At 61.5% G+C, this 22,410-nt stretch carries 20 protein-coding genes; 9 read left to right on the top strand and 11 right to left on the bottom strand.

Features of this window, described 5'->3' with window-relative positions:
• Window positions 1-372: 372 nt before the first annotated feature.
• Window positions 373-786, bottom strand: coding sequence for a VOC family protein (locus ACH79_RS12635; RefSeq protein ID WP_161851317.1), 414 nt, complete (start codon window positions 784-786; stop codon window positions 373-375).
• A 216-nt stretch (window positions 787-1,002) separates the two neighbouring features.
• Between ACH79_RS12635 and ACH79_RS12630 the strand changes: the two genes are divergently transcribed.
• Window positions 1,003-1,656 carry a thermonuclease family protein gene (locus ACH79_RS12630; protein WP_371419389.1) on the top strand — a complete coding sequence of 218 codons (654 nt, stop codon included), beginning with the start codon at window positions 1,003-1,005 and terminating at the stop codon, window positions 1,654-1,656.
• 99 nt (window positions 1,657-1,755) lie between these two features.
• On the top strand, window positions 1,756-3,243 hold the full coding sequence (locus tag ACH79_RS12625) for a M48 family metalloprotease (RefSeq protein ID WP_161856335.1): 1,488 nt from the start codon (window positions 1,756-1,758) through the stop codon (window positions 3,241-3,243).
• A 184-nt stretch (window positions 3,244-3,427) separates the two neighbouring features.
• Here ACH79_RS12625 and ACH79_RS43815 read toward each other — a convergent pair whose 3' ends face one another.
• The 7 genes from ACH79_RS43815 to ACH79_RS12590 all read right to left on the bottom strand — a co-directional run bounded on the left by ACH79_RS43815 (window position 3,428) and on the right by ACH79_RS12590 (window position 11,370).
• On the bottom strand, window positions 3,428-3,745 hold the full coding sequence (locus ACH79_RS43815) for a hypothetical protein (RefSeq protein ID WP_246738794.1): 318 nt from the start codon (window positions 3,743-3,745) through the stop codon (window positions 3,428-3,430).
• Window positions 3,746-3,831: 86 nt separating this feature from the next.
• Entirely contained in the window at window positions 3,832-4,215 is a 384-nt protein-coding gene (locus ACH79_RS12615) for a hypothetical protein (RefSeq protein ID WP_161851315.1), read from the bottom strand.
• 236 nt (window positions 4,216-4,451) lie between these two features.
• Window positions 4,452-5,246, bottom strand: coding sequence for a CarD family transcriptional regulator (locus tag ACH79_RS12610; protein WP_161851314.1), 795 nt, complete (start codon window positions 5,244-5,246; stop codon window positions 4,452-4,454).
• A 415-nt stretch (window positions 5,247-5,661) separates the two neighbouring features.
• Window positions 5,662-6,000: a ferredoxin FdxA gene (gene fdxA / locus ACH79_RS12605; protein WP_161851313.1), complete on the bottom strand. Its 339-nt coding sequence runs from the start codon at window positions 5,998-6,000 to the stop codon at window positions 5,662-5,664.
• A 123-nt stretch (window positions 6,001-6,123) separates the two neighbouring features.
• On the bottom strand, window positions 6,124-6,393 hold the full coding sequence (locus tag ACH79_RS12600; RefSeq protein ID WP_161851312.1) for an RNA-binding S4 domain-containing protein: 270 nt from the start codon (window positions 6,391-6,393) through the stop codon (window positions 6,124-6,126).
• 79 nt (window positions 6,394-6,472) lie between these two features.
• Entirely contained in the window at window positions 6,473-9,934 is a 3,462-nt protein-coding gene (locus ACH79_RS12595; RefSeq protein ID WP_161851311.1) for a helicase-related protein, read from the bottom strand.
• A 545-nt stretch (window positions 9,935-10,479) separates the two neighbouring features.
• On the bottom strand, window positions 10,480-11,370 hold the full coding sequence (locus tag ACH79_RS12590) for a DUF3108 domain-containing protein (protein WP_161851310.1): 891 nt from the start codon (window positions 11,368-11,370) through the stop codon (window positions 10,480-10,482).
• 330 nt (window positions 11,371-11,700) lie between these two features.
• On the opposite strand from ACH79_RS12590, the gene rpmB reads away from it, so the two are divergent.
• Window positions 11,701-12,009, top strand: a complete 309-nt coding sequence (rpmB, locus tag ACH79_RS12585) for a 50S ribosomal protein L28 (protein ID WP_161851309.1) — start codon at window positions 11,701-11,703, stop codon at window positions 12,007-12,009.
• A gap of 180 nt (window positions 12,010-12,189) precedes the next feature.
• Here the strand turns inward: rpmB and ACH79_RS12580 are convergent, their stop codons facing one another.
• Window positions 12,190-12,387: a type II toxin-antitoxin system HicA family toxin gene (locus tag ACH79_RS12580; protein WP_161851308.1), complete on the bottom strand. Its 198-nt coding sequence runs from the start codon at window positions 12,385-12,387 to the stop codon at window positions 12,190-12,192.
• Between the two features lies 1 nt (window position 12,388).
• Window positions 12,389-12,625 carry a DUF1902 domain-containing protein gene (locus ACH79_RS12575; protein WP_161851307.1) on the bottom strand — a complete coding sequence of 79 codons (237 nt, stop codon included), beginning with the start codon at window positions 12,623-12,625 and terminating at the stop codon, window positions 12,389-12,391.
• 208 nt (window positions 12,626-12,833) lie between these two features.
• Between ACH79_RS12575 and ACH79_RS12570 the strand changes: the two genes are divergently transcribed.
• The 6 genes from ACH79_RS12570 to ACH79_RS12550 all read left to right on the top strand — a co-directional run bounded on the left by ACH79_RS12570 (window position 12,834) and on the right by ACH79_RS12550 (window position 20,866).
• Window positions 12,834-13,571: a hypothetical protein gene (locus ACH79_RS12570; RefSeq protein WP_161851306.1), complete on the top strand. Its 738-nt coding sequence runs from the start codon at window positions 12,834-12,836 to the stop codon at window positions 13,569-13,571.
• Between the two features lie 537 nt (window positions 13,572-14,108).
• The gene (locus ACH79_RS42930) at window positions 14,109-14,795 is read left to right on the top strand and encodes a reverse transcriptase domain-containing protein (RefSeq protein ID WP_246738508.1); all 687 of its coding nucleotides are present in this window, start codon (window positions 14,109-14,111) and stop codon (window positions 14,793-14,795) included.
• A 127-nt stretch (window positions 14,796-14,922) separates the two neighbouring features.
• A complete protein-coding gene (locus tag ACH79_RS42925) occupies window positions 14,923-15,918 on the top strand; it encodes a hypothetical protein (protein ID WP_202639226.1) in 996 nt (331 codons plus the stop codon).
• A gap of 112 nt (window positions 15,919-16,030) precedes the next feature.
• Window positions 16,031-17,116, top strand: coding sequence for a Shedu immune nuclease family protein (locus tag ACH79_RS12560; protein ID WP_161851305.1), 1,086 nt, complete (start codon window positions 16,031-16,033; stop codon window positions 17,114-17,116).
• A gap of 105 nt (window positions 17,117-17,221) precedes the next feature.
• On the top strand, window positions 17,222-18,508 hold the full coding sequence (locus ACH79_RS12555) for a DUF2235 domain-containing protein (RefSeq protein ID WP_161851304.1): 1,287 nt from the start codon (window positions 17,222-17,224) through the stop codon (window positions 18,506-18,508).
• 1,236 nt (window positions 18,509-19,744) lie between these two features.
• Window positions 19,745-20,866: a DUF2336 domain-containing protein gene (locus ACH79_RS12550; RefSeq protein ID WP_161851303.1), complete on the top strand. Its 1,122-nt coding sequence runs from the start codon at window positions 19,745-19,747 to the stop codon at window positions 20,864-20,866.
• A 170-nt stretch (window positions 20,867-21,036) separates the two neighbouring features.
• Here ACH79_RS12550 and ACH79_RS12545 read toward each other — a convergent pair whose 3' ends face one another.
• Complete coding sequence (locus ACH79_RS12545; protein ID WP_161851302.1) at window positions 21,037-22,137, bottom strand: LLM class flavin-dependent oxidoreductase; 1,101 nt, start codon at window positions 22,135-22,137, stop codon at window positions 21,037-21,039.
• Window positions 22,138-22,410: the final 273 nt, after the last annotated feature.

The following is a 22,410-nucleotide window of genomic DNA, read 5'->3' as shown; positions in this document are numbered from 1 at the left end:
TTCTAACAGGCGACGCCGGAAAGAGGCTGTCGAATATGACAATGTCCTGTATGGATGAACGCTACTACGTTTATGAGAATTGGCACCGCAAACGAGGCCGCATACATCTTGCTGACTGCGTTTACTGCAATCATGGACGCGGCACTCAAAGAGCGGACAGCGGCAAGAATGGAAGATGGCATAGTCCGTTTGATCGCGGGAATGCATTCGATGCTGTAGATTGGCTGCAGAAGAACGCGGACATTCAACCTTGTGCTGTCTGCAATCCATGACGCGGAGTCCGTAGGATGGATAGAGCGAAGCGAAACCCATCAATCCCCGCGCTGTGGCGTGATGGGTTTCGCTATCCACGGCACCACACATCGCGGTGAACTACCCCAACAGCCCCTTCCCCGGCACATGATTGAGCTCGAGCCTGATCCCATCCGGATCCTCGAACAAAATCGAATAATATCCCGGCGCCCATTGATCCTCGCGCGGGGCGCGAATGATCTTGGCGCCGAGCGTCTGCAGGAAGCCGTGCAGCTCATCGACGTCGGCGCGCTCGCGGGCGCGGAAGCAGAGGTGATGCAGGCCGACGCGCTTCTGCTCGAAGGCGGCGCCTTCATGCTCCGCTGACGGCGCGCTGATGCCGACGGCGGTGCGGCCGCCGACGCAATAATAGGTCGTCTCGGTCTCGATGACAGGCTTCAGCCCGAGAAACGGCAGCAGCTTTGAATAGAAATCGCGGGAGCGCTCGAAATTCGAGGCCGTGAGGAAAATATGGGCGATGCCGTTGACTTCCATTGTCTCTCCCGGCGGCAATCTAAGGTAGCAATGTCGTTACTGACGTAGCATATAGGAACAAGCTGGGCCCAGAGCAGCGTTATGATGTGTCAGCAATCGCGTTGCAGCGCTGCGCTGCCGGCATATGCCGCATCTTTTCTCGCGCTGGCTTCGGTCGCACGCGCCGAGGCGGCCGATTGTGCGCTCGAGCCGCAGGGTGAAGGCCGCGTCGCCGCCGTGGTCGATGCGCGCAGCTTTCGCCTCGAAGACGGCCGCGAGGTCCGCCTCGCCGGCATCGAACGAGCTGGAACCGATCAGGCCCGAATCAGAGCCGCATTGTCCGCCATCGTCGGCGGCCGCGACGTGACGCTGCATGGCGAGGACGACACGCCGGACCGCTATGGCCGCCAGACCGCCTTTGTGTTCGTGGGGGGTTCGGAGCATTCGGTGCAAAGCGAGCTGCTTCGCCGCGGTGCGGCGTTGGTATCGGCCGATATATCGGAAAAAAATTGCGCTGCAGCACTGGCTGCGGCCGAGACCAGCGCGCGGCAGGCCAAATTGGGCATTTGGGCTGAAACCGCGGCCATAAAAAACACCGAAAGTCCGGGCGATATTCTGGCCGCGATTGGGCACTTTAGGGTGGTCGAGGGCAAAGTACTGTCCGTTCGGCAGGCGGGGGCAATTACCTATCTGAACTTCGGGCGGAACTGGACACAGGACTTCGCTGCGACTATTTCAAGGCGCATCATTCCGGCGTTCGAAAACGCCGGCCTTGGACCTAAGTCGCTCGAAAATCGACGGATTCGTGTCCGCGGCGTTGTCTCGTCGCGGGGAGGGTCACGGATTGAGGTGCTCCGGATGGAGCAGGTTGAGGTGCTGGGCGGGAAATAGTGCTTGATCCGAAGACTGGGCACCGGTTTTCATTTGGATCACGCGCGAAAAAGGGATGGGATCGACGATTCCAGTCGGATCGTGATCTTGGTGGCTGATTTGACGCATCGTGCACGACGGCGCGAAGGAAACACGGGCTGCCGCCTTCTGGCTGCGCCGGCGCTGCTGTGCGCCGCGCTGATTCTTTCTTCCTGTGGAAATCTCGGAAAACTCGAGACCGCCGCGCCGGTGGTTCCCCAACCGAAGCCGAGCCGCACCGTCGCGCAGACGCCCGCGAGCGAGCGCGAGCATGAGCGGATTCTGGCCTCCTATGGCGGCGCCTATGACGATCCGAGACTCGCGACCCTGATCGGCAAGACGGTCGACCGGCTGGTCGCGGCCTCCGACCGTCCCGACCAGGCCTATCGGGTGACCATTCTCAATTCCGGCGCCGTGAACGCCTTCGCGCTGCCGACCGGCCAGCTTTATGTGACGCGTGGCCTGGTCGCGCTCGCCAGCGACACGTCGGAACTGTCCTCGGTGCTGAGCCACGAAATGGCGCATGTGCTGGCCAAGCACGCCTCGATTCGCGAGGACCAGGCGCGGCAGGCGGCGGTGGTGACCCGTGTCGTCACCGACATGAGCAACGACCCCGACCTGACGGCGCTGGCGCTGGCGAAAACCAAGCTGACGATGGCGAGCTTCTCGCGCCAGCAGGAATTCGAGGCCGACGGTATTGGCGTCGGCATTTCAGCCCGCGCCCGTTTCGATCCCTATGGCGCCTCGCGCTTCCTTGCCGCGATGGAGCGCAACGCGGCGCTGAAGGCCGGCAAGACCTCGCTCGATCCGCGCGCGCAGGATTTCCTGTCCTCGCATCCGGCGACCCCCGAGCGCGTGCAGAACGCGCAGGCGAGCGCCCGGCAATACTCCTCGCCGCAAAGCGGCGAGCGCGACCGCGAGACCTATCTCGCCGCGATCGACAACATCGTCTATGGCGAAGATCCCAGCGAAGGCTTCGTGCGCGGGCGCCGCTTCCTGCATCCCAAGCTCGGCTTCACCTTCCAGGCGCCCGAGACGTTTACGCTCGACAATACCGCGCAGGCCGTGATCGGCGTGCGCGAGGGCGGCACGCAGGCGATGCGCTTCGACGTGGTGCGCGTGCCGGCCGAACAGTCGCTGTCCGACTACCTCAATTCCGGCTGGATGGAAGGCGTCGACAAGGGCTCGACCGAAGACCTCATGATCAACGGTTTCCCGGTCGCTGCGGCGAACGCGAACGGCGATCAGTGGCAGTTCAAGGTCTTTGCGCTTCGCTACGGCAGCGACGTCTACCGCTTCATCTTCGCCGCCAAGCAGCGCAACACCGAAAGCGAGCGCAATGCGCGCGAGACCGTCAACTCGTTCCGTCGCCTGACGATGGAAGAAATCCAGGCCGCGCGTCCGCTGCGCATCAAGGTCATCACCGTGCAGCCCGGCGACACCGTGGAATCGCTCTCCCACCGCATGTCCGGCGTCGACCGCCCGGCCGAGCGCTTCCGCATCCTCAACGGCCTCGACCAGCACGCGCAGGTCAAGCCCAGGGATCGCGTCAAGATCGTGGTGGATTAGGCTGAGCGAACGGAGCCCGGATGGAGCAGCGCAAATCCGGGACTCGCAATCCGGGACTCTTGGGCTTGAGGAGCCATCCCCCGGATTACGCTGCGCTCCTCCATCCGGGCTACGGATTTACTGAACGCACAGCCGCATGCAGCAGCGCTGTTCGCCGCTTGCATCGCTTCCGCCACTCACTCAATCATGAATTGCTGGCAGCCGCCTCGCGGGCGAGACGCTCCGCCCTGAGCCGCTCGAAATTTGCCCGGAAGGCATCATCGGCCTTCCTGCGCTCGTTGAGCGCTTTCTCGGCATCCTCACGGCGCTTTTCCATCAATGCCGCTCGCTCCTCGCGAGAGCGCGGGGGTGTCGTTCGGTTTTCATAAGTCATGCATTTCAACGCGTTGGTGCGCTCAAAGTTCCCGGTAACGCGTGTAAAGTTCCCGTTCTGGGAACCCTGAAGGATCTTGCCCGCAGCAAGCCCTCCGACGCGATGTGTGTCGTACTCAATGTCGGGCAACGAACTTCGGCTCGACCCACGCAGCCTTCACCGACGCAGCCCTCGGCTCTTGATAGGCTTCCCGTCGCCGCGGGCTATCCGAGACCCTATCTGGAAACGACGCGCAACTGCCACCGCGACTCAAAGCTATCGTCGTCAGACATCTGCGCCTGCGCATCCATGGGGTCGCTGCGAGTGGCGACACTGACGGTGACCGTTGCCGCCGCCGCGGCTTTTGCCGCCGCCTCGGCTTTAGCTTGCGCGGGCGCCGCGGCGGGCCAGCGCAACGATGACCGCGAGATCACGGCCTTGCCGGAGTACCAGCATTTGCGGCCGTCGATCATGCGCCAGGACCAATGCCCTTTCGCCGATTTGGGCACAGCGGCGCTGCACTGCCTGACCTGCGCGGCCGGCGCGCTCAGCGGAACAAGCGTGGCCACGAAAGCCGCGATGAGAACGGCGAAAAAGATGGACTGTACCTGCCCTTTCATCGAATCCCCCTTGCGGTAGATCTAGAAGTAGTGGCCGGGACAATCTCCCGCGATTCGGGTCACAAGAGGTCGAAAACTGGCCGTTTCCGCGCCAAGGAATGGAACCGGAACTCTCGCGTCGTTCGCGCCGACAGCGCGCTCGTAGATCTTCCGTTCGCGCAAGCACCAAACAAAAGGCGCCAAACAAAAAGCCCGGTCTTGCGACCGGGCTTTTCGTTTCAGTCCTCGGGATTCTTTCAGGCGGCTTCGTCCGCCACAGCAGCATCGTCGCCGTCGGCGTCGACATCCGCCTCGTCGGCTTCGCCGTCAGCCTCGGTCGCTTCCGCCTTGGCGCCGCGGCGCGGGCTCTTGGCGAGCTGGCTTTCGATTTCCTTGACCGCTTCGGTCTCGGTCGAATGCTGCACGACAGCGATTTCGCGCGACAGGCGATCGAGCGCCGCTTCATAGAGCTGGCGTTCGGAGTAGGACTGCTCGGGCTGCGATTCCGAGCGGTAGAGGTCGCGGACCACTTCGGCGATCGCGACGATGTCGCCCGAATTGATCTTTGCTTCGTATTCCTGCGCCCGGCGCGACCACATGGTGCGCTTGACGCGGGCACGGCCCTTGAGCGTCTCCAGCGCCTTCTTGACCAGCGCCGGCTCGGACAGCTTGCGCATGCCGACATTGGCGACCTTGGCGGTCGGCACGCGGAGCGTCATCTTGTCCTTCATGAAATTGATCACGAACAGCTCGAGCTTGGCGCCTGCGATCTCCTGTTCCTCAATGGCCAGGATCTGGCCGACGCCGTGAGCCGGATAGACCACGAATTCATTGGCCTTGAAGCCCTGACGCTGGGTCACGACCTTCTTCGGTTCCTCGACGCGCGGCGCGGCCGCAGCGGCCGGCTTGTGGGCGGGAGCCTTCGGCGCAACGGCAGCCTTCGCAGGAGCGGCCTTCACAGGGGTCTTTGCGGGAGCCTTGGCAGCAACTTTCGGGGCATTGGTCTTCGAACCCGTCGCTTTCGCGGCGGTCTTGGCAGTCTTTTCTGGCATCGCGCTTCTTTTGTTCTTTGAGGACTTTGTGGCCGAAACCTTCCTGGCAGCCTTTACGGACGCCTTGGCACGGCCCTTGGTTGCGCTGCGGCTGGCCGGAGCGGCTTTTTTCGTGGTCTTGGAAGCACTCTTTTTACGCGTTTTCTGTGACACAGCCTGCGCGCGGAACTGCCACGCCCCTGTTCGATTTTTACGGGTCACCCACCGGGGCCACAGGTTACGCATGGCCAGGATCGGCTTGTAATGTGCCCAATATAGCACATTTTCCGCAAAAATCAATGATTTACGCCGGGTTCCGGGCCCTTACGGGGCCGTTCCCGTCATAAGTCCGCTAACAGGGTTAAATCCAACAAGCTGGTTCGGTTCAGATTGGGGCCGGAATCAGGCCCAATGAGCCCTTAACTTATCCACAGGCTTAATCGCCGGAGCCGGGCTCCTTGGAAAAATATTTCTCGAACTTGCCCTCGACACCTTCGAATTCTTTCGCGTCCGGCGGCGCTTCCTTCTTCTGGGTGATGTTAGGCCAGCTCTTGGCGTACTCGGTGTTGACCTCGAGCCACTTCTCCAGGCCCGGCTCGGTATCCGGCTTGATGGCGTCGGCGGGGCACTCGGGTTCGCAGACACCACAGTCGATGCATTCGTCGGGATGGATGACCAGCATGTTGTCGCCCTCGTAGAAGCAGTCGACGGGGCAGACCTCAACGCAGTCGGTATATTTGCACTTAATGCAGGCTTCAGTGACGACGTAAGTCATCCAACGCTCCGAAACGGATCAGTTTTCCGGGGTTTGCGTAGCGCATGCGGTGCGCTGCCGCAAGTGAAGCAGCACGCCGCTGGCAGCCGTTTTTAAGGCCTCCTGCGGGCCCGCTTCACATAGTTATTGTTTGGCGTTCTGCAAATCCTCGTAGAGCACGCGCGCAACCGTGGCGTCGCCACGCCGCTCGGAAAATCCCACGATTTTCAGGACGCGCACGCTGTGATCCAGTGCGATCGTCAGGACGTCGCCGACCTTTATCGAATGGCCCGGCGATTTTTCGCGCACGCCGTTGATACGGACGTGACCGGCTTCGACGAGGGCGGCAGCGGAGGTGCGGGCCTTCACCACCCGCGCGTGCCACAGCCATTTGTCGAGACGCTGCCGCTCCAACTTCTCTCTCGAAGTCTATCCTTTTGACGCGTTTTGTTGGACCGCGAACCGCTGCCCACTTCGCTCGAAAACGCTTTGGCTATTCCTTTCGGCCGGCGAGCTGTTCCTTCAGCGCCGCCAGCTTGGCGAACGGCGAATTCGGATCGGCCACGCGATCGCGCTCGCGCGGGTTCGCGCTGGTCGCCCATTGACGGTGCGAGGGACCAGAGTCGCGCTTGTCGCGACCGCCCTTGTCGCGTCCGCCGAAATCACGGCCGCCGCGTTCCTTGTCGCGACCACCCTTGCGCTCGCCCTTGTTGCGATCGAACTTGTCGCGGCGGTCCTCGCGATCACGGCCCTTGCCTTCAAAGCGCTCGCGGGAGGGACGGTCCTGACGCGCCTCCGTTGCCGGCGCGCCCTCTGCAGCCGGAGCCGCTGCAGCATCGGCCGGCGCGCCCTCGCGCGGCTTTCTGAATTCGTTGTGGCGACGTCCGCGGCGATGGCGCTGCTCGCGCTGCGCACCCTCACCGCCTTCGCCGCTGGCGGCCTGCGCGCCCTCGCGATGATGGCGCTGACGGTTGCGGTCGTGATGCGGACGGCGCTCGTCGGAACGCCCGCCCGGCCGCCAGACTTCGACGAGTTGCGGCTCGGCCGGCGTCTCGGATTTTGCCTCAGCCTTGGTTTCAGTTTCAGGCTTGGCCTCAGTCTCAGGCGCGGCTTCCGTTTCAGACTTGGCTTCAACGGCTTCAGCCGGTGCCTCGGCTTCAGCAGGCGCTTCGCTCGCGGTCAAAGGCTCGGCAGCGGCTTCCGCGGCGCTGGTGACTTCGGCCGTCTCCTGTTCCGGCGGCGCATCCAGGATCGCAGCCTCCGCCGGCGTTACCTCGGCGGGCGCCGGCTCTTCCGCAGCGAACGGCGTCACGTCAGGCAGCAGCGAGGCCGACGATACCGGCTCGCTCATGACCGGCTCGCTCATGACAGGCACTTCCGCCGCGACTTCCTCCGCCAGCGTCTCTGCCGTTACTTCAGCGCTCGCCTCGACCGGCGGCGTCTCTGCAGAAACCGTCTCGACAACGACTTCCGGCGCGGGCTTCGGCGGCAACGGCGGGCGCTTGTCCATGCGGTAGCCGAGCGCGCGCAGGATCGAGGCGAAATCCTCGCCGGCCGAACCGGTGAGCGAGGTCATCGCCTGCGTCACCACGAAGCCGCGGCCATCGAACGCGCCGGCCGGTTTTTCGCCGGGCGACGTCTCGCGCCACGCCAGCGCAGGACGAATGAGATCGGCGAGACGTTCCAGAATATCGACGCGCACCGCGCGCTCGCCGCACTGGCGATAGCCGAGCACGCGATAGGCATCGCGCGGCAGCGCCTTGTCCACGGGGAACGAGGTGCGGCCCGAGCTTGCCAGATGCTGCGCGCCCGACAGCGCGGACATGTCGACATTGTCCTGCTTCTCGGCCCACAGCAGCGACGCCAGCGCGCGCGCCGCGGGCTTGAGCAACGCGGGGAAGTAGATGTGATAGGCGCCGAAGCGCACGCCGTATTTGCGCAAGGTCGCGCGCGAGGCCTGGTCGAGATCCTTCATCTCCGAAGAAATCTTCGATCGCTCCAGCACGCCGAGCGCTTCGACGAGCTGGAACGCGATGCCGCGCCCGATGCCGGTGATGTCCTCGGCCTTCGAGAGACCGAACAGCGGACCCAAGAGCTTTTCGATATGCGTCTTCAGCCACAGATCGAGCCGCGCCTGCACGGCTTCGCGCGGCGCGCCTGACAGCCGCTCATCGGAAATGATGCGGATACGCGGATGCAGCGCATCGTCGGCGGCGACGAGCTTTGCCACGGCATCGCCGGTCCAGCGGATGGTGCCGTCGGAGGTCAGCACGAACTGATCGTCGGGCGCTGCCGAGAGTTTTCCGGCGCGCGCGTCGATCTCGCTGGCCAGCACCTGTTGCGCCGCGGCCTGCAACGCCTTGGCGTCCGAGCCGGCTTCCGCCGCATCGGGTGCAAAGGTAAATCCATCGAGCCGGCCGATCGCGTGGCCTTCCACAATCACTTCGCCGGTCTTGCCAATTTCCGTATTCAAAACACTGTTCTCCCGCAGGCGGCGCATCAATACACTGGTCCGCCGGTCAACGAAACGCTCCGTTAGACGTTCATGCAGCGCATCGGATAATTTATTTTCGACCTCCCGGGTGATCCCCTGCCAGTGATCGGGGTCATACAGCCAGTCCGGGCGGTTGGCGACGAAGGTCCAGGTGCGGATTTGCGCAATCCGGCCCGACAGCGTGTCGATATCGCCGGTGACGCGGTCGGCCTGGTCGACCTGGGCGGCGAACCATGCGTCCGGTATCCGACCTTTCCGCATCAGGAATGCATAAAGCGTAGTCACGAGCTCGGCATGGGCAGCCGGCGCGATCTTGCGGTAATCCGGGATCGCGCAGGCGTCCCACAGCCGTTCCACGGCAGCCGCACCGTGGGCCATGTCCCTCACCTCGCCGTCGCGGGCGGCGTGATCGAGCACGCGCTGGTCTTCGGCGATCGGCGCGCGGGTCAACACCTCGTGCCCCGGCGGCAGCGCCAGCGACACCTGCAGCGCGCCGAGCGAGGAGAAGTCGAGCTTCGAATTCCGCCACTGCAGCATTTTGACGCTGTCGAAGGTGTGGTTCTGCAGCGCGTTCACCAGTTCAGGCTCGAACGGCGCGCAGCGTCCCGTGGTGCCGAAGGTGCCGTTGCGGGTGGCGCGCCCGGCGCGGCCGGCGATCTGCGCGAACTCGGCGGGCGTCAGCCTGCGGAACTGATAGCCGTCATATTTGCGGTCGGAGGCGAAGGCAACGTGATCGACGTCGAGGTTCAGCCCCATGCCGACAGCGTCGGTGGCGACGAGATAATCGACGTCGCCGTTCTGGAACATCGCCACCTGCGCATTGCGTGTGCGTGGCGAGAGCGAGCCCAATACGACGGCAGCGCCGCCGTGCTGCCGGCGGATCAACTCGGCGATCGCATAGACTTCATCGGCCGAGAACGCGACGATTGCCGTGCGCCGCGGCTGGCGCGTGATCTTGCGGTCGCCGGCGAATTCGAGCTGCGAGAGCCTTGGCCGCGTGATGATGGACGCGCCCGGCAGCAGCCGCTCGATGATCGGGCGCATCGTCGCTGCACCCAGCAGCAGTGTCTCGTCGCGACCGCGGCGATGCAGGATGCGGTCGGTGAAGACATGGCCGCGCTCGAGATCGGCGGCGATCTGGATTTCATCGACGGCGAGAAAACTCACGTCGAGATCCCTGGGCATTGCTTCGACCGTCGACACCCAGTAGCGCGGATTCTTCGGCTTGATCTTCTCCTCGCCGGTGACGAGCGCGACGCTTTCAGTGCCCGCGCGATCGGCGATCTTGTTGTAGACCTCGCGCGCGAGCAGGCGCAGCGGCAGGCCGATCACGCCGGACGAATGCCCCAGCATCCGCTCGATCGCCAGATGCGTCTTGCCGGTATTGGTCGGCCCGAGCACGGCGGTAACGCCCGCGCCGGGCGCGCGTTCGGTTGCGAACGTGGAAGGAGAGAAAGCCATTCTGTGCAGGTGTTTCTTAAAAATTCCGCCGCTTCAACCGTCATTGCGAGGAGCAACGCGACGAAGCAATCCATTCTTTCTTTGCGGCCCGATGGATTGCTTCGCTTCGCTCGCAATGACGGGAAACTGTTTCACTTTGCGACGGTGATGCGGTCGCGGCTTAAGCTCTGGAACGAGTCTGGAACGAATCGCGTCCGAATCGCTGACTCCTCCCGAGACCCGATACGTTCACCGCAACATCTCGCGCTGACACGCCCGGGGCGGCACTAGATCAAGTTTACGCGGGCTCCACAAGCAACGGTTTCGGGACCAATTTCTTAAGGCACGGAGTCGAATCAGAAGTGGTCAGGAGTCAACATGATTCATGCGGGTTGCGTCGACTTCGCCGCGACCGAGCTGCGCCCCCTCGCCCCGCCCTTCGCGGGGAGAGGGCCGGGGTGAGGGGCTGTCTCCGCGAGTCCCGCTATGGAGACAGCCCCTCACCCGGATTGCTCCGCAATCCGACCTCTCCCTGCAAAGAGCGGGGCGAGGTGACTTCAAAGGCTTCAATTCGTCTTCGCTACCCGTGGCGGCGTCGCGGTCGTGACAAACGACGTCGCCTCCAGCATCGCCAGGCCAAACGGCGTCGGGATGGTCATGCGGAAGGGAACCAAAATCCGGGTTCCCACGATCGGCACGAGGGTGACCTCCATCTTTCGCTCGGTGGCGAGATATTTGATCACGGGGCGATCGGGGATGTAGCCCGCGACCGGCGTGAAATAGATGGCGCAGACCAGCGCCGGCCCGTGATAGCCCTTGTCGGCCTTCACCGTTTCCATGCGCTTGTAGTCGAGCTTGAGGTCGTAGCGCAGCCTTCCGTCGAAAATCCCAGTGCCAGTGCGGCAGGAATCCGGGCTCAGCACCTCGGCATTGCCCGGCACGCGCAGCATCGAGCCGGTCATGGGATCGAGCACGCCCTTGCGGTGCGCCTCGGTAACGGGAATGCGGTCGGCATCGACCGGCGGCGCCGGGTCGATCGAAAAATCCTTCACGCCGCCGTTCGCCAGCGAAATCCGGATGGTCTCGGATTTCTTCTGCGTGGTGGTGGTCGCGGTATAGGAGTTGGGGACCAGCGCGCCGTTGAGGATCCGGCCGACGCTCGCGCCGGAACCGCTGCCGCCGGAAAACGCCTTCAGAAGCCCCGCGGTGCCGCCCTGGGCGGTGGCGGCATACATGTCGTCGCCGATTTCGATGGTCCAGGTGCCCTTGCCGACCGGAATGCCCGCCAGCGTCGCCTCATATTGCGCATCCAGCCGGCCCTGCGCCAAAGCTGCCTGCGGTGCCAGCCAGAGGGACGCGGCGGCGCACAGGCCGAGCGTGAGCCTGGTGAGGGATGAAGGGGTTTTGCGGCTGGTCAATTCCTGCAGGTCCCGGGATCGGCGCAAGCTATTGTTCATTTAGGCAAAAATATCCCGCAAACAACGCGTGTTTACGCGAAAACACGCTTCACACGACCCGGTATAAGCGCCGCCTCCGGCGGCCGAGGGTCTCAATCGCGAAAGCCATGATGTCGGCGCGGATTGCGCCCTTTATAAGGAGGGCTTAAACCGCTGGAACCCCTTATATTCCGCCCCATTCCGCCCCGCGCGGGCGGCAAAAACCTTGACCCCGTGGCCGTCTCCCCCTATACGTCCGCGGTTCCTGGAAATGGACGCGATTTTGGACCCCCGCGGCGCCCGCGAGAAGCGGCTTGGCCTAAAGGCGGGGATGGAAGAGGATTTTGCAAGATGTCCCGGCGCTGCGAACTGACGGCCAAGGGCCCCCAGGTGGGCCACAAGGTGAGCCACTCGAACATCAAGACCAAGCGGCGTTTCCTGCCGAACCTGACCAACGTCACCTTCATCTCGGACGCGCTCGGCCGCAACGTGCGCCTGCGCGTGTCGACCAACGCGCTCAAGAGCGTCGACCATAATGGCGGCCTGGACGCGTACCTCATCAAGGCCAAGGCCGACGTCCTCTCCCCCCGCGCGCTGGAATTGAAGCGCGCGATCGAGAAGAAGGTCGGCAAGCCCGCGTTCGTGAAGAAGGCGAGCTGAGCCCAAAGCGAAATCGGCGGATCGGAGTACGAAGCGGCCGGGTCGGAAGACCCGGCCGTTTTTGTTTTAAGAACGGCACCACTCTCTCCGTCATGGCCGGGCTTGACCCGGCCATCCACGTCTCTCTTGCTTCGCTTAAGCCAGATGGTCGATCGGCAGCGCTGTCCAGGCACGCCGGACTCAGAACGCCTTCGGCAATCCGGCCTGACGCAGAATGGCGTTGGCGGTATGTCGGCTCGGAATGCCCACCGGCACCGGAAAATTCCGTTTGGTGATCGGGCTATGCCAGATTTCGTGGCTGCCCTTGCCCTGCCGGACCAGCATGCATCCTGCGGCGCGCAGCAGATCGCGCAATGGCTTGTCGAACTGAGGAGCCACTTCAGGCGGCAGCCGGCTCGGCTTCGCGCAGCGCGGTGATTTGCAGGAATAGCGACGCCGGATCGACGTCGGGATGATTGTCAGGCAGCAGGTCGAGCGCCATCGCCGATATCTTCGCCAGCAATTCGTCGAGCGTGGCAGCATCGGCCGCCGCCGGAATGTCGTCGCAATGCCCGGTCCAGACCGAGGCTTCATCGTCCCAGGTCGCGGAAATGGTAAAAATGACCGGTTTTGACATATCGGCTCTGCCTCACCTCACAGGGCCACACCAAGGCGCCCTTGCAAGACAGATATAGCATGCCGCTACCCTCCGCGGGAGATGGCATGAACCAGAGCGAGCGCACCGCCGAAGCACCGTATTTCCACGGTGAGGACGGACGCGTGTTCGCCCTTGCCCACCCCTTGCGGTTGCGATTGTATCGCTGGCGGGTCTGGGGGGTCTTGTCATGCGTAATCTGGGAATCGTAGCGCTTTGCGCTGCCTTGGGCGGCTGCGTTTCAAACGGCGAAACCATTGCGTTTCGCGCATCCAATCCACAGCAACAGGCCATGATGCGCGACGGGCAACCGGCGCTGGTCTCACGCCAGAAGAGTTCGCTGGTGCTGGTGCGCCCGGCATCGCGCCAGTTGCAGGCGAACGGACGCCCGGTGTTTGTCGTTGGCATCAACAACATCGGAAAACAGCCGACGGAATTTCGTGTAGCCCAGGTGGAAGCCATCCAGCACGTCGGCGGCTCCGACTTCGGAATGCAGGTCGTCACGTTCGAAATGCTGCAGCAGGAAGAAAAGAACCGGCAAGTGGCAGCGGCCATTCTTACGGGCGTTGCCGTTGCTGCAAATTCCTACAGCGCCTCAAACGCCGGTCGCGGCACCTACACGACACCAAGCGGCCGCACCGGCACTTTCTACAGCCCGACGGCCGCCGTGATCGCACAGAACAACGCCGCCATTCAGAACGAGGCCATGGTGGCTGCCACCGTCGAGTCGGGCCAACGCAACATGGCCATGCTTGAGCAGACGGTCATCAAGGACAACACGCTGATGCCGGGCGAATGGTACGGAGGTCAGTTGCACCTTGCGCCGCCGACCGATCAGGCTGGCGGGAAGAAGAGCTACACGATTGTTATTACCGTCGGACAGGACCGGCACGTGGTGGACGTTAATCAAGGACCGGCGGGAGCATAAGACTGTGCGTAACGCACTGATGGCCTTGGCGATGCTCGCACTAACCAGCGCAGCTACTCCCGCGGCTGCCTATTGCTCTCCGCCATCGGTCCTTCTTGCGCCACGCGGTATGGTGCGTTCGATAGTCAAGACGACTTCGACCGCTGCAAACGTCAGATGTCATCGTATCAAAGCGAGGCCCAGGATTATCTATCGTGCGTACGCCGCGAAGCTGACAGCGCGATAGAGGAATATAACAGCGCGGTTGATAGCTTTAATCGGAGAGCCCGGGGATAGGAACCCCCGGTGCCGGTGACAAGAGGCAGGTTCTGACGCCGGGGCTGGAGCTGAAGCACGTCGGCAGATCAGAGTCGTAAGCGGCCGCGTCGAAAAACGGCGATTTCTCTGTTGGCCGATGAAAAAGTTTAGCGCAATTTCAGATTGCAAAACGCAAAGTTTTGCGCCAAGAGTAACGTAGAGCTTACAGGCAGAGTTGTTATCGCGCATCGCGATATAAGACAAAGATGCCAAGTTACGTTTGCTTCCAGGGCAATCGTAATGCGTCGTTTGGTCGATAAGACGATACGATATAATCGCATAGGAGTGCCTGTAAGCTCCCTTTTTGGGGGAAAGGTGTCGGCACTCCTTAAACTGAAAGCTGCTAAATCCCTCGACGATATCGCGGGGCTCTTAGGCTATAAGCCAAGTGCTCTCTCATACATTGTCTACAAGATTCCAGACGCAGCAAAGTATTCAGAATTTGAGATCGCAAAGCGAAACGGCGGGAAGAGAAAAATAGAGGCGCCCGAGCCTCACCTAAAATCGTTACAGAGGCGACTGGCTAACCTGCTCTATCTTTGCCTCGCCGAGATTGACAAGAATGGCAATCCGCGTCGTCCTCTCTCACACGGATTTGCGCGATCTCTTTCAATAGTAACTAACGCATCAGCCCACAAACGTCGGCGTTTTGTACTGAACCTCGATCTCGAAGATTTTTTTCCGACTATTAACTTTGGCCGGGTGCGCGGCGTGTTCATAAAGGACAAGCGCTTCGAGCTTTCGCCAAAGATTGCAACCATCGTTGCTCAGATTGCTTGCCATAACAATAGACTTCCGCAGGGGAGTCCGTGCTCGCCGGTCATTTCAAACATAGTCGGCCATCTCCTGGATATCCGACTAGTTCGGTTCGCCAAGGAACATAAGCACGTACTCGCGATATGCAGACGACATCACATTTTCTACTAACCGCGCAGACTTTCCAGCCGACCTAGCCGCTCCGATCGCAGGCGCGAGTGGTGAATGGAAACTCGGCACGGCTCTTGTGACTGAGATCAACAGGGCCGGATTCAAGATAAATGACGCAAAGACACGTATGCAGTTTCGCGGATCGCGACAATTGACGACGGGACTATTGGTCAATGAAAAAGTAAATATTCGGCCAGAGTACTACAGAACAGTACGCTCCATGTGCTCTGAGCTATTCAGCAAGGGTGTTTACTACCAGATGGTCCCCGCGGCCTTGTTGGGTGGACAGAGGGGAGATCCCGATATCAAGGAGGAAGCAACGTCGCTCGCGCCTCTGCAAGGTAAGATTGATCACATCTACCACGTTCGCAATAGCGTCGATCGACGGAAAAGCGCGGATAAAAAGAAGGACTCCACAGCGACTCGCCGGCTCTATCATCGTTCTCTTTTCTATAAGAACTTCGTCGCACTCGACAAGCCACTCATAATTCCTGAAGGCAAGACAGACGCCGTGTATCTGAGAGCAGCGATCACAAGCCTGACTGCATTTCATCCAAAACTTGGCGCGATTGAACAAGGCAAGCTCAAGCTAAAGATTCGATTCCTCAATCAAACAAGTACTGTTCATGATGTCCTGCAACTTGGGGGAGGCACGGGAGATTTTAAATTCTTTATGCTTCGCTACAAGGAACTATTAAGCAGCTACAAACACTGCCCACTTTCTCATCCAGTGATCCTACTGATCGACAATGACGATGGAGCAAATGAGGTTTTCTCGGTTGCAAAGCAGCTGGGTGTCACGGGAATCTCCCATACATCGACAGCACCGTTCTACAGAATCCATAACAACCTATTGTTGGTGAAGACCCCTGAAACCGGCCCCTCAAAAGGCAAGACATGCATCGAAAATCTTTTCCCTCTTAGTGTGCTGGCGACTGAACTCGATGGCAAGAAATTTGACCCAGACAAGAAGCACGGTGAAGCTGGAAAATATGGAAAGACCCGATTCGCTGAGAAGGTAGTAAGACCTAATGTCTCAACGATCGACTTCAGTAAGTTTGCAGAACTACTGAATCGAATCGCTCTGGTCATGGACGATTATCTAGCCGCTAAATTACAATAGCTAGTAGTGAGCCTGGTGCTAAGGTTGGAAACTAACAGGGCAATCTGACAAGCGTACTCTTAACCCAGAACAACACAGTTGAGTGCCTCTCATAGAGCAAGGCAGGCGATGCATGCCGGACGATGCCGAATTCATTGCACGATATAATAACAATCATCTCTATGTTCACCCCGGAAAGGCCGGCGCTTACGCGACCATCGCCGGCGAGAGTGAAGAGGTCATTGGCGAAATCGATGTAACCGTGCGAAGCAAGATTGCAATATCTGCCTTTTACGTGAATGATCGACGCGATTTTGGCACCTTTAGAATCACTAAGCTCCAGCTCCATTCCCGGTTCGGCTGGCGGGAACGCGGAAGCGTTCACATTAACGGCTTCCAACTAGCGCAGATGCGCGAATTCCTTTCGATTGTCTCGACGCTTGACCTCAGCGATGCTCGGAAGACAAGGATATCACTGGATAACATACATCTGAGCGCCTTGGGGGCTCTCTTGGGCAGCACGAAGGGAGCTGAACTGATCAGGGAATTGGCAGCGACGCCGGAATTACATCATGACATCTATGCAGTCGCCACAAAACGCTCCGCATTAGCAGAATTCGATGCCATGCTTAAAGAAGATGGCGTATCCGAGCCCGATTGGCAGGCCTTTTTCGAACTCAATCCATGGATCTTCGGCCATGGATTGAACTACGTTTTTCTTGACAAAGTCAGCACGAAACTCGAGGCGCGAACTACTGGTGGGGCATTTGACCGGCCGGGTAAGCGAGCCGATGGCTTGATGCGGACTCGCGCCGAAGTAAGCCAATACGTATTGGTTGAAATCAAGAAGAACAGTACGGAATTGCTGCACCGAGCCACTTATCGCCCGGGCTGCTGGAGGGTTTCCGACGAAGTATCTGGAGCGGTAACGCAGACGCAGAAAACGGCGTTCGAGTTCGCTCGCGATCGTTTCCGAGATAACCTAAAAGACGAAATCGGAAACAGTACCGGGGCCATTGCCTATGCGATTCAGCCTCGGAGCTTTCTCGTCGTCGGCAATCTCGCTCAACTCACAGGTAACGACGATAAGGTCGCCTGCTTCGAGCTTTATCGGAGAAATATTCACGCGCCCGAAATCCTTACCTTCGACGAGCTGTACTACCGGGCGACTTGTATCGTAGAGAATATCAGCAATGATATCCACCAATTAGCAAAATAGGATTTCTTTCGACAACCGCGATCCGATCGAATTCGGCTCCGCACTCAACAAAAATTGCGCTATACTCGCCCAGGTAGCATCACCCCTGCCTCCGCGAGTCCCACCATGCGCAACATCATCATCTGCTGCGACGGCACTGGCAACGAGATTTCCGAGAACATCTCCAATGTGCTGAAGCTCTATCGCTGCCTGCGCAAGACGGAGAAGACGCAGCCGCGGCAGTTGGTGTTTTACGATCCGGGGGTCGGCACGCTGGAGCGGCCGGATCCGTGGCACAAACTGAAGCAGGATTTCAACGCCATTCTCGGGCTGGCCACCGGCTATGGGCTCGATGACAACGTGCTCGCGGCCTATGGCTTCCTGGTCCACCATTACCAGGCGGGCGATGCGATCTACCTGTTCGGCTTTTCCCGCGGCGCCTATACCGTGCGGGTGCTGGCGGGGCTCATTCACAAGGTGGGCCTGATCTCGCCGGAGCAGGTCAATCTCGCAGGCTCGGGGCTCATCGCCTACAAGCAGTTCTCCTCCGACGAGGCGCCGAAGTTGCGGGCGAAGTTCAAGTCGGCCACCGATGTCGCCTCAGGCGAAGACGCGCTGCCGCAGAGCGCCTTCGACAACGCCGCGCAGTTCGCCCGCATCACCTCGACGCGCTGGCCCACCATCCGCTTCGTCGGCGTCTGGGATACGGTGGCGAGCGTGATCGTGCCGCGGGCCGATCGCTTCTATTGGCCGAGCCTCGAGGAGCTCGCGTTCACCATTGTGAACCCGAGCGTGCAGACGTTCCGCCAGGCGATCTCGATCGACGAGCGGCGCTGCATGTTCCGCCTCAAGAAGTGGGATGACCCGCAGACCTTCAAGCACAACCGCTTCAACGACGCGCATGCCGAGCCGCAGGATATTCTGCAGGTGTGGTTCGCCGGCGTGCATGCCGATATCGGCGGCGGCTATCCGGAAAAGGAAAGCGGGCTTTCGAAATATCCGCTGCTCTGGATGATCGACGAGGCGACCAAGTGCGGGCTGCAGGTCAACCAGGCCACCGTCAACCAGCTCGCCTGGGGCATTCAGCGCAAGGGCAGCCCGTTCTCCTATGTCGTGCCTGACATTCGCGGCGATCTGCACACCTCGCTGACGGGCGCGTGGTGGCTGCTCGAATATCTGCCGAAGAGCGCGAGCTACAAGGAATGGCCGGCGCGAAAGGCGCATTTCGGCTATTACATCCCCGACGCCGAGCCGCGCTTCATTCCCGACGGCGCCGTGATCCACGAGTCGGCGCTGCAGCGCATGGACGCGCTGCCGAGCTACCGCCCGGTGAACCTGCCGCGCCAGTACGAGAAATTCCCGATGCCCGTGCCGCCGGCGCATGCCAGTGCGGAGGAGGTCGTGGCGGATTGAGGGGTGCGCTGTTTCCACGTCATTGCGAGGAGCGTCAGCGACAAAGCAATCCATCTATCCGTTATGCCGCGCGATGGATTGCTTCGCGGAGCCTGTCATCGGGCGGCGCTTCGCGCCGACCCGTTGGCTCGCAATGACGGGGAGAGAGTTTGCGTAGAGACGCACACCGTCGCCGCACCGGCAGTCGGCGGGAACACACCTTTTGTGCGGAAGCAGCAGTGGCAACTCGCAACACCTTCGCGGCACGTCCCGGCACCGCAAAACCCGCTGCGGCAATAATCTAATTTCACCAGCCGATTCAACGTGATTTGGGTCGTCCAGATCGCTTGGCAAAAATATTCCGCTTTCCTTCCAACGCAAATCACCCTCCTTTGCGCGCTATCCCGCCTCATCGAAGAGGGGCGTACGCGTCGTCACGATACGTGGAGTGCGGGGAGCGGTGGACGTGAAAGCGCTCGCGCGCGCGAGACGTTGCAGGGCGGCCGATAAGGCCGTGAGCAACCAATCAGCGCAGGACGAGCGGCGCAATCGCGTACGGCAAAACCGTGTGGTCCTGGCGCCCGTGGCTGGCGTTAAGCCGGCGGAGGATTTGCGAAAGCCCGACCGGGTTTTTCAAACCCTTCAATCCGCCGGCGATGGAGGCAAAAGGAATTCGTCTCCAGGGAGAGCACGGCATAAGCCGTCAACCCATCGCGCAGGGAATGCCGGCGTGCCCCGGCTGTACCTGTATGCTCGTGTGCGCATTCTCTTAGCGCTTATTGCACACGAGACCGCGGGTGGCAGCCGTCACCCGGCATTCCCTGCGCCCTCTCGATTCTTGGGGGCGTGAACGACATTGAAAGACTCGGGCGAACAGGCCGCGAGAACGCGGCGGCGCGCCTCCCCCTCTCCCGCTCTTGCGGGGGAGGGTCGGGGTGGGGGTGCTTCCGCATAATGACTCGTCGAATGGAAGCAAGGCGCCGCCACCCGTTGATGGAAATTCAGGATGAGAAAATCGGAAGCGCGCTCACGATTCAAAACCGACAGCGCGTTATGCGGAGACACCCCCACCCCAACCCTCCCCCGCAAGCGGGAGAGGGAGAAGAGCGCACCACTCGGCCACTGGCCGACCACCCCGCAATCCTGCGGCCCCAGTTCCGCCGCCGCGCGACCCAAATGGTTTACGAATCGTTCAACACTGCCCCCTATTCTCACCCATCTGGGGCCAGAACCGGCTTGAAACGCTCAGGACGAGCGATGCTGACACGATCGATCGCCGAGGAGGTCGAGGCGGCCATCCAGGCCGGCTCGGCGGAAAAACATCTGGATGCGCTGAAGCAGGTCACCGACCTGTTTCTGCTGTCTGCCGACGGCTATTCCGGCGAACAGATCGAGCTGTTCGGCGACGTGCTCGAACGGCTGATCCGCACCATCGAGCTGCGCGCGCTGGCCGATGTCTCCGCGCGGATTGCGCTGGCCGAAATGAGCACGCAGCTCGCCTCGATCAAGCAGGCGCCGGCGGCCGTGATCCGCCGCCTCGCGCACAATGACGAGATTACGATCGCCCGCCCGGTGCTGGCCGAATCGGCGCGGCTTTCGGCCGACGATCTGATCGAACTCGCCGAGACCAAAAGCGAGCAGCATCTGCTGGCGATCTCCGGGCGCTGGTGGCTGACCGAGATCGTCACCGATGCGCTGCTGAAGCGGCATTATCCCTCCGTCAGCCGGCGGCTCGTCACCAATCCCGGCGCGCGGATGTCGGCGTCCGGCTATGCCATCGTGCTGAAGCAGGCGGAAAGCGATCCGGATCTCGCGGTCGAGACCGGCATCCGCGTCGACCTGCCGGCCGAGCAGCGCCGGCAATTGCTACAGAGCGCCACCGAGGTCGTGCGCACGCGGCTGTTGTCGCGCGCGCCGCCGCATCTGTTTGAGGAAATCCGCAGCGCGATCGCAGCCGCGTCCGTCGGCGCCAACCGCGAAATGTCGCGCACCCGCGATTTTTCCGCAGCCCGCCGCTTCGTCGCCGCGCTGGCGAAACACGGCAAGCTCAACGAGCCGGCGCTATTGGCATTCGCGAAAGAGCGCAAATACGCCGAGACGGTCGCGGCGCTCGCCGAACTGTCGGCGTCGAGCGTCGAGGTGATCCGCCCTGTCATGCAGAGCCTGCGCGACGACGGCGTGCTGATCCCCTGCCGCGTCGCCGGCCTGAGCTGGGAAACCGTATCCGCCATCCTCGACAGCCGCTTCGCTTCGGGGAGCATGGGCCGTCACGAACTGGCGAAGGCGAAAGAGCAATACGCCAAGCTGACGGTCGAGAACGCCCGGCGTCTGCTAAAATTCTGGCAGGTCCGCGCCGCGGATGCCGCGAAGACGCATTGAGGAAGTGGGGCGACGCGCTCCCTTCCCTTCTCCCCTTGTGGGAGAAGGTGCCGTAGCGAAGCGAAGGCGGATGAGGGGTTCTCTCCGCAGAGACAGACCCCTCATCCGTCTCGCTGCCGCTTCGCGTCAGCGATCCACCTTCTCCCACAAGGAGAGAAGAAGGAACAACCTCACGCCGCTTTCGTGAGGCTCGCGTCGAGATGCTTCAGCCGCGGCATCACTTCGTGCCGCAACAGGCGCAGCGAATTGTACCACGCCTCGGGCTTGTGCTTGTAGTCGAAGCCGAACACCAGCAGCGTGCCGAAGCCGCCGACCTCATGATAGATTTTTTCGATTTTCTCGGTGACGGTCGCAGGCGAGCCCACGATCCAGTTGTTGCGGGCGCAGTATTCGGCCGTGACATCGGAGTCCGCGATGTCAGGCGTCGCCTTCAGGTAGTCCTTGAAACCGAAATGGCCGAGCAGCGGCAGGAAATATTCGGTCATCATCCGGCCCATCATGTCGCCGACCGAGAGCCGCCACGCCTCCTCGTCGGTATCGGCGATGAACACTTCGCGCACCAGCCGCCAGTCGCTGCGCTTCGGCTTGCGTCCGGTCCTGGCCGCACCAATCTCGACCGATTCCCAGTGGCTGCCGACATAGGCCGGGTTGAGGTTGAGGCTCATCGGGATATAGCCGCGCTCGCCCGCGAGCTTGAGCGTGTCCGAGCCCTTGGAGAGGCCGGCCACTCCGATCGGCGGATGCGGCGCCTGCAGCGGCTTGAGGTGGGGCTTGAGGAAGTCGAACATCGTGTCCGGCTTGTTCACCGTCCAGAATTTTCCGGTGTGGGTCCAGGGCGCGTCCTCGGTCCACATCTTCAAAATGATCTCCAGTGCCTCGCGCGTCATGTCGCGGTTCTGGCCGGACATGCCGTCGACATTGAACATCGCCCAGTCGCTCGGCAGGCCCGAGGCGGCGACGCCGAAGTTCAGCCGTCCGCCGGAGAGATGGTCGAGCATCGCGACACGGTTGGCGAGTTCGGCCGGGTGGTGATAGGGCAAGAGGAAGCCGCCGGGCCCGAGGCGGATATTCTTGGTCTGCAAAAATGCCTGCGCAAGAATGAGATCGGGCGAAGGATGCGGCTCCCAGGGCGCGGTGTGGTGCTCGCCGATCCAGGCTTCCTGGTAGCCGAGCTCGTCGAGCCAGCGCAGCGTCTGCAGGTCCCAGTCGTGACCCTCTTTCAACCCGCACTCCGGCGGATGGGACGGCATCGTGAAATATCCGATCTCCATGGGGCATCCTCGCTGTATGTTGTTGTTGAAAGCGCGTCTGTCGCGCGCAAGCGAGACCATAACACGCCTGGCGTGCGGCCGAGTTATGACGAAACGGATGGGCAGAGGTCAGGATTCGAGATCGTCGTTGCGAGCCAACGGGTCGCGCGCGAATGCCCTCCGCCGTCATTGCGAGCGAAGCGAAGCAATCCATCTATCCCCGAGTCGAAATGTGGATTGCTTCGCTTCGCTCGCAATGACGGCGAGAGAGCACTCCCTCCCCCTTGCCCCTTG

The organism is Bradyrhizobium sp. CCBAU 051011, assembly GCF_009930815.1.
Classification (GTDB): Bacteria; Pseudomonadota; Alphaproteobacteria; order Rhizobiales; family Xanthobacteraceae; genus Bradyrhizobium.
Note: the sequence above shows the minus strand (reverse complement) of the source record. Positions and strands in the feature narration are given on the sequence as shown.

Excerpts from the sequence above, each read along its gene's own strand:
- ACH79_RS12635 (WP_161851317.1), bottom strand. The coding sequence starts at position 786 with ATGGAAGTCAACGGCATCGCCCATATTTTCCTCACGGCCTCGAATTTC.
- ACH79_RS12615 (WP_161851315.1), bottom strand. The coding sequence starts at position 4,215 with ATGAAAGGGCAGGTACAGTCCATCTTTTTCGCCGTTCTCATCGCGGCT.
- ACH79_RS12610 (WP_161851314.1), bottom strand. The coding sequence starts at position 5,246 with ATGCCAGAAAAGACTGCCAAGACCGCCGCGAAAGCGACGGGTTCGAAG.
- fdxA (WP_161851313.1), bottom strand. The coding sequence starts at position 6,000 with ATGACTTACGTCGTCACTGAAGCCTGCATTAAGTGCAAATATACCGAC.
- ACH79_RS12595 (WP_161851311.1), bottom strand. The coding sequence starts at position 9,934 with ATGGCTTTCTCTCCTTCCACGTTCGCAACCGAACGCGCGCCCGGCGCG.
- ACH79_RS12590 (WP_161851310.1), bottom strand. The coding sequence starts at position 11,370 with ATGAACAATAGCTTGCGCCGATCCCGGGACCTGCAGGAATTGACCAGC.
- rpmB (WP_161851309.1), top strand. The coding sequence starts at position 11,701 with ATGTCCCGGCGCTGCGAACTGACGGCCAAGGGCCCCCAGGTGGGCCAC.
- ACH79_RS12575 (WP_161851307.1), bottom strand. The coding sequence starts at position 12,625 with ATGTCAAAACCGGTCATTTTTACCATTTCCGCGACCTGGGACGATGAA.
- ACH79_RS12570 (WP_161851306.1), top strand. The coding sequence starts at position 12,834 with ATGCGTAATCTGGGAATCGTAGCGCTTTGCGCTGCCTTGGGCGGCTGC.
- ACH79_RS42930 (WP_246738508.1), top strand. The coding sequence starts at position 14,109 with ATGCGTCGTTTGGTCGATAAGACGATACGATATAATCGCATAGGAGTG.
- ACH79_RS42925 (WP_202639226.1), top strand. The coding sequence starts at position 14,923 with ATGCAGTTTCGCGGATCGCGACAATTGACGACGGGACTATTGGTCAAT.
- ACH79_RS12560 (WP_161851305.1), top strand. The coding sequence starts at position 16,031 with ATGCCGGACGATGCCGAATTCATTGCACGATATAATAACAATCATCTC.
- ACH79_RS12555 (WP_161851304.1), top strand. The coding sequence starts at position 17,222 with ATGCGCAACATCATCATCTGCTGCGACGGCACTGGCAACGAGATTTCC.
- ACH79_RS12550 (WP_161851303.1), top strand. The coding sequence starts at position 19,745 with ATGCTGACACGATCGATCGCCGAGGAGGTCGAGGCGGCCATCCAGGCC.
- ACH79_RS12545 (WP_161851302.1), bottom strand. The coding sequence starts at position 22,137 with ATGGAGATCGGATATTTCACGATGCCGTCCCATCCGCCGGAGTGCGGG.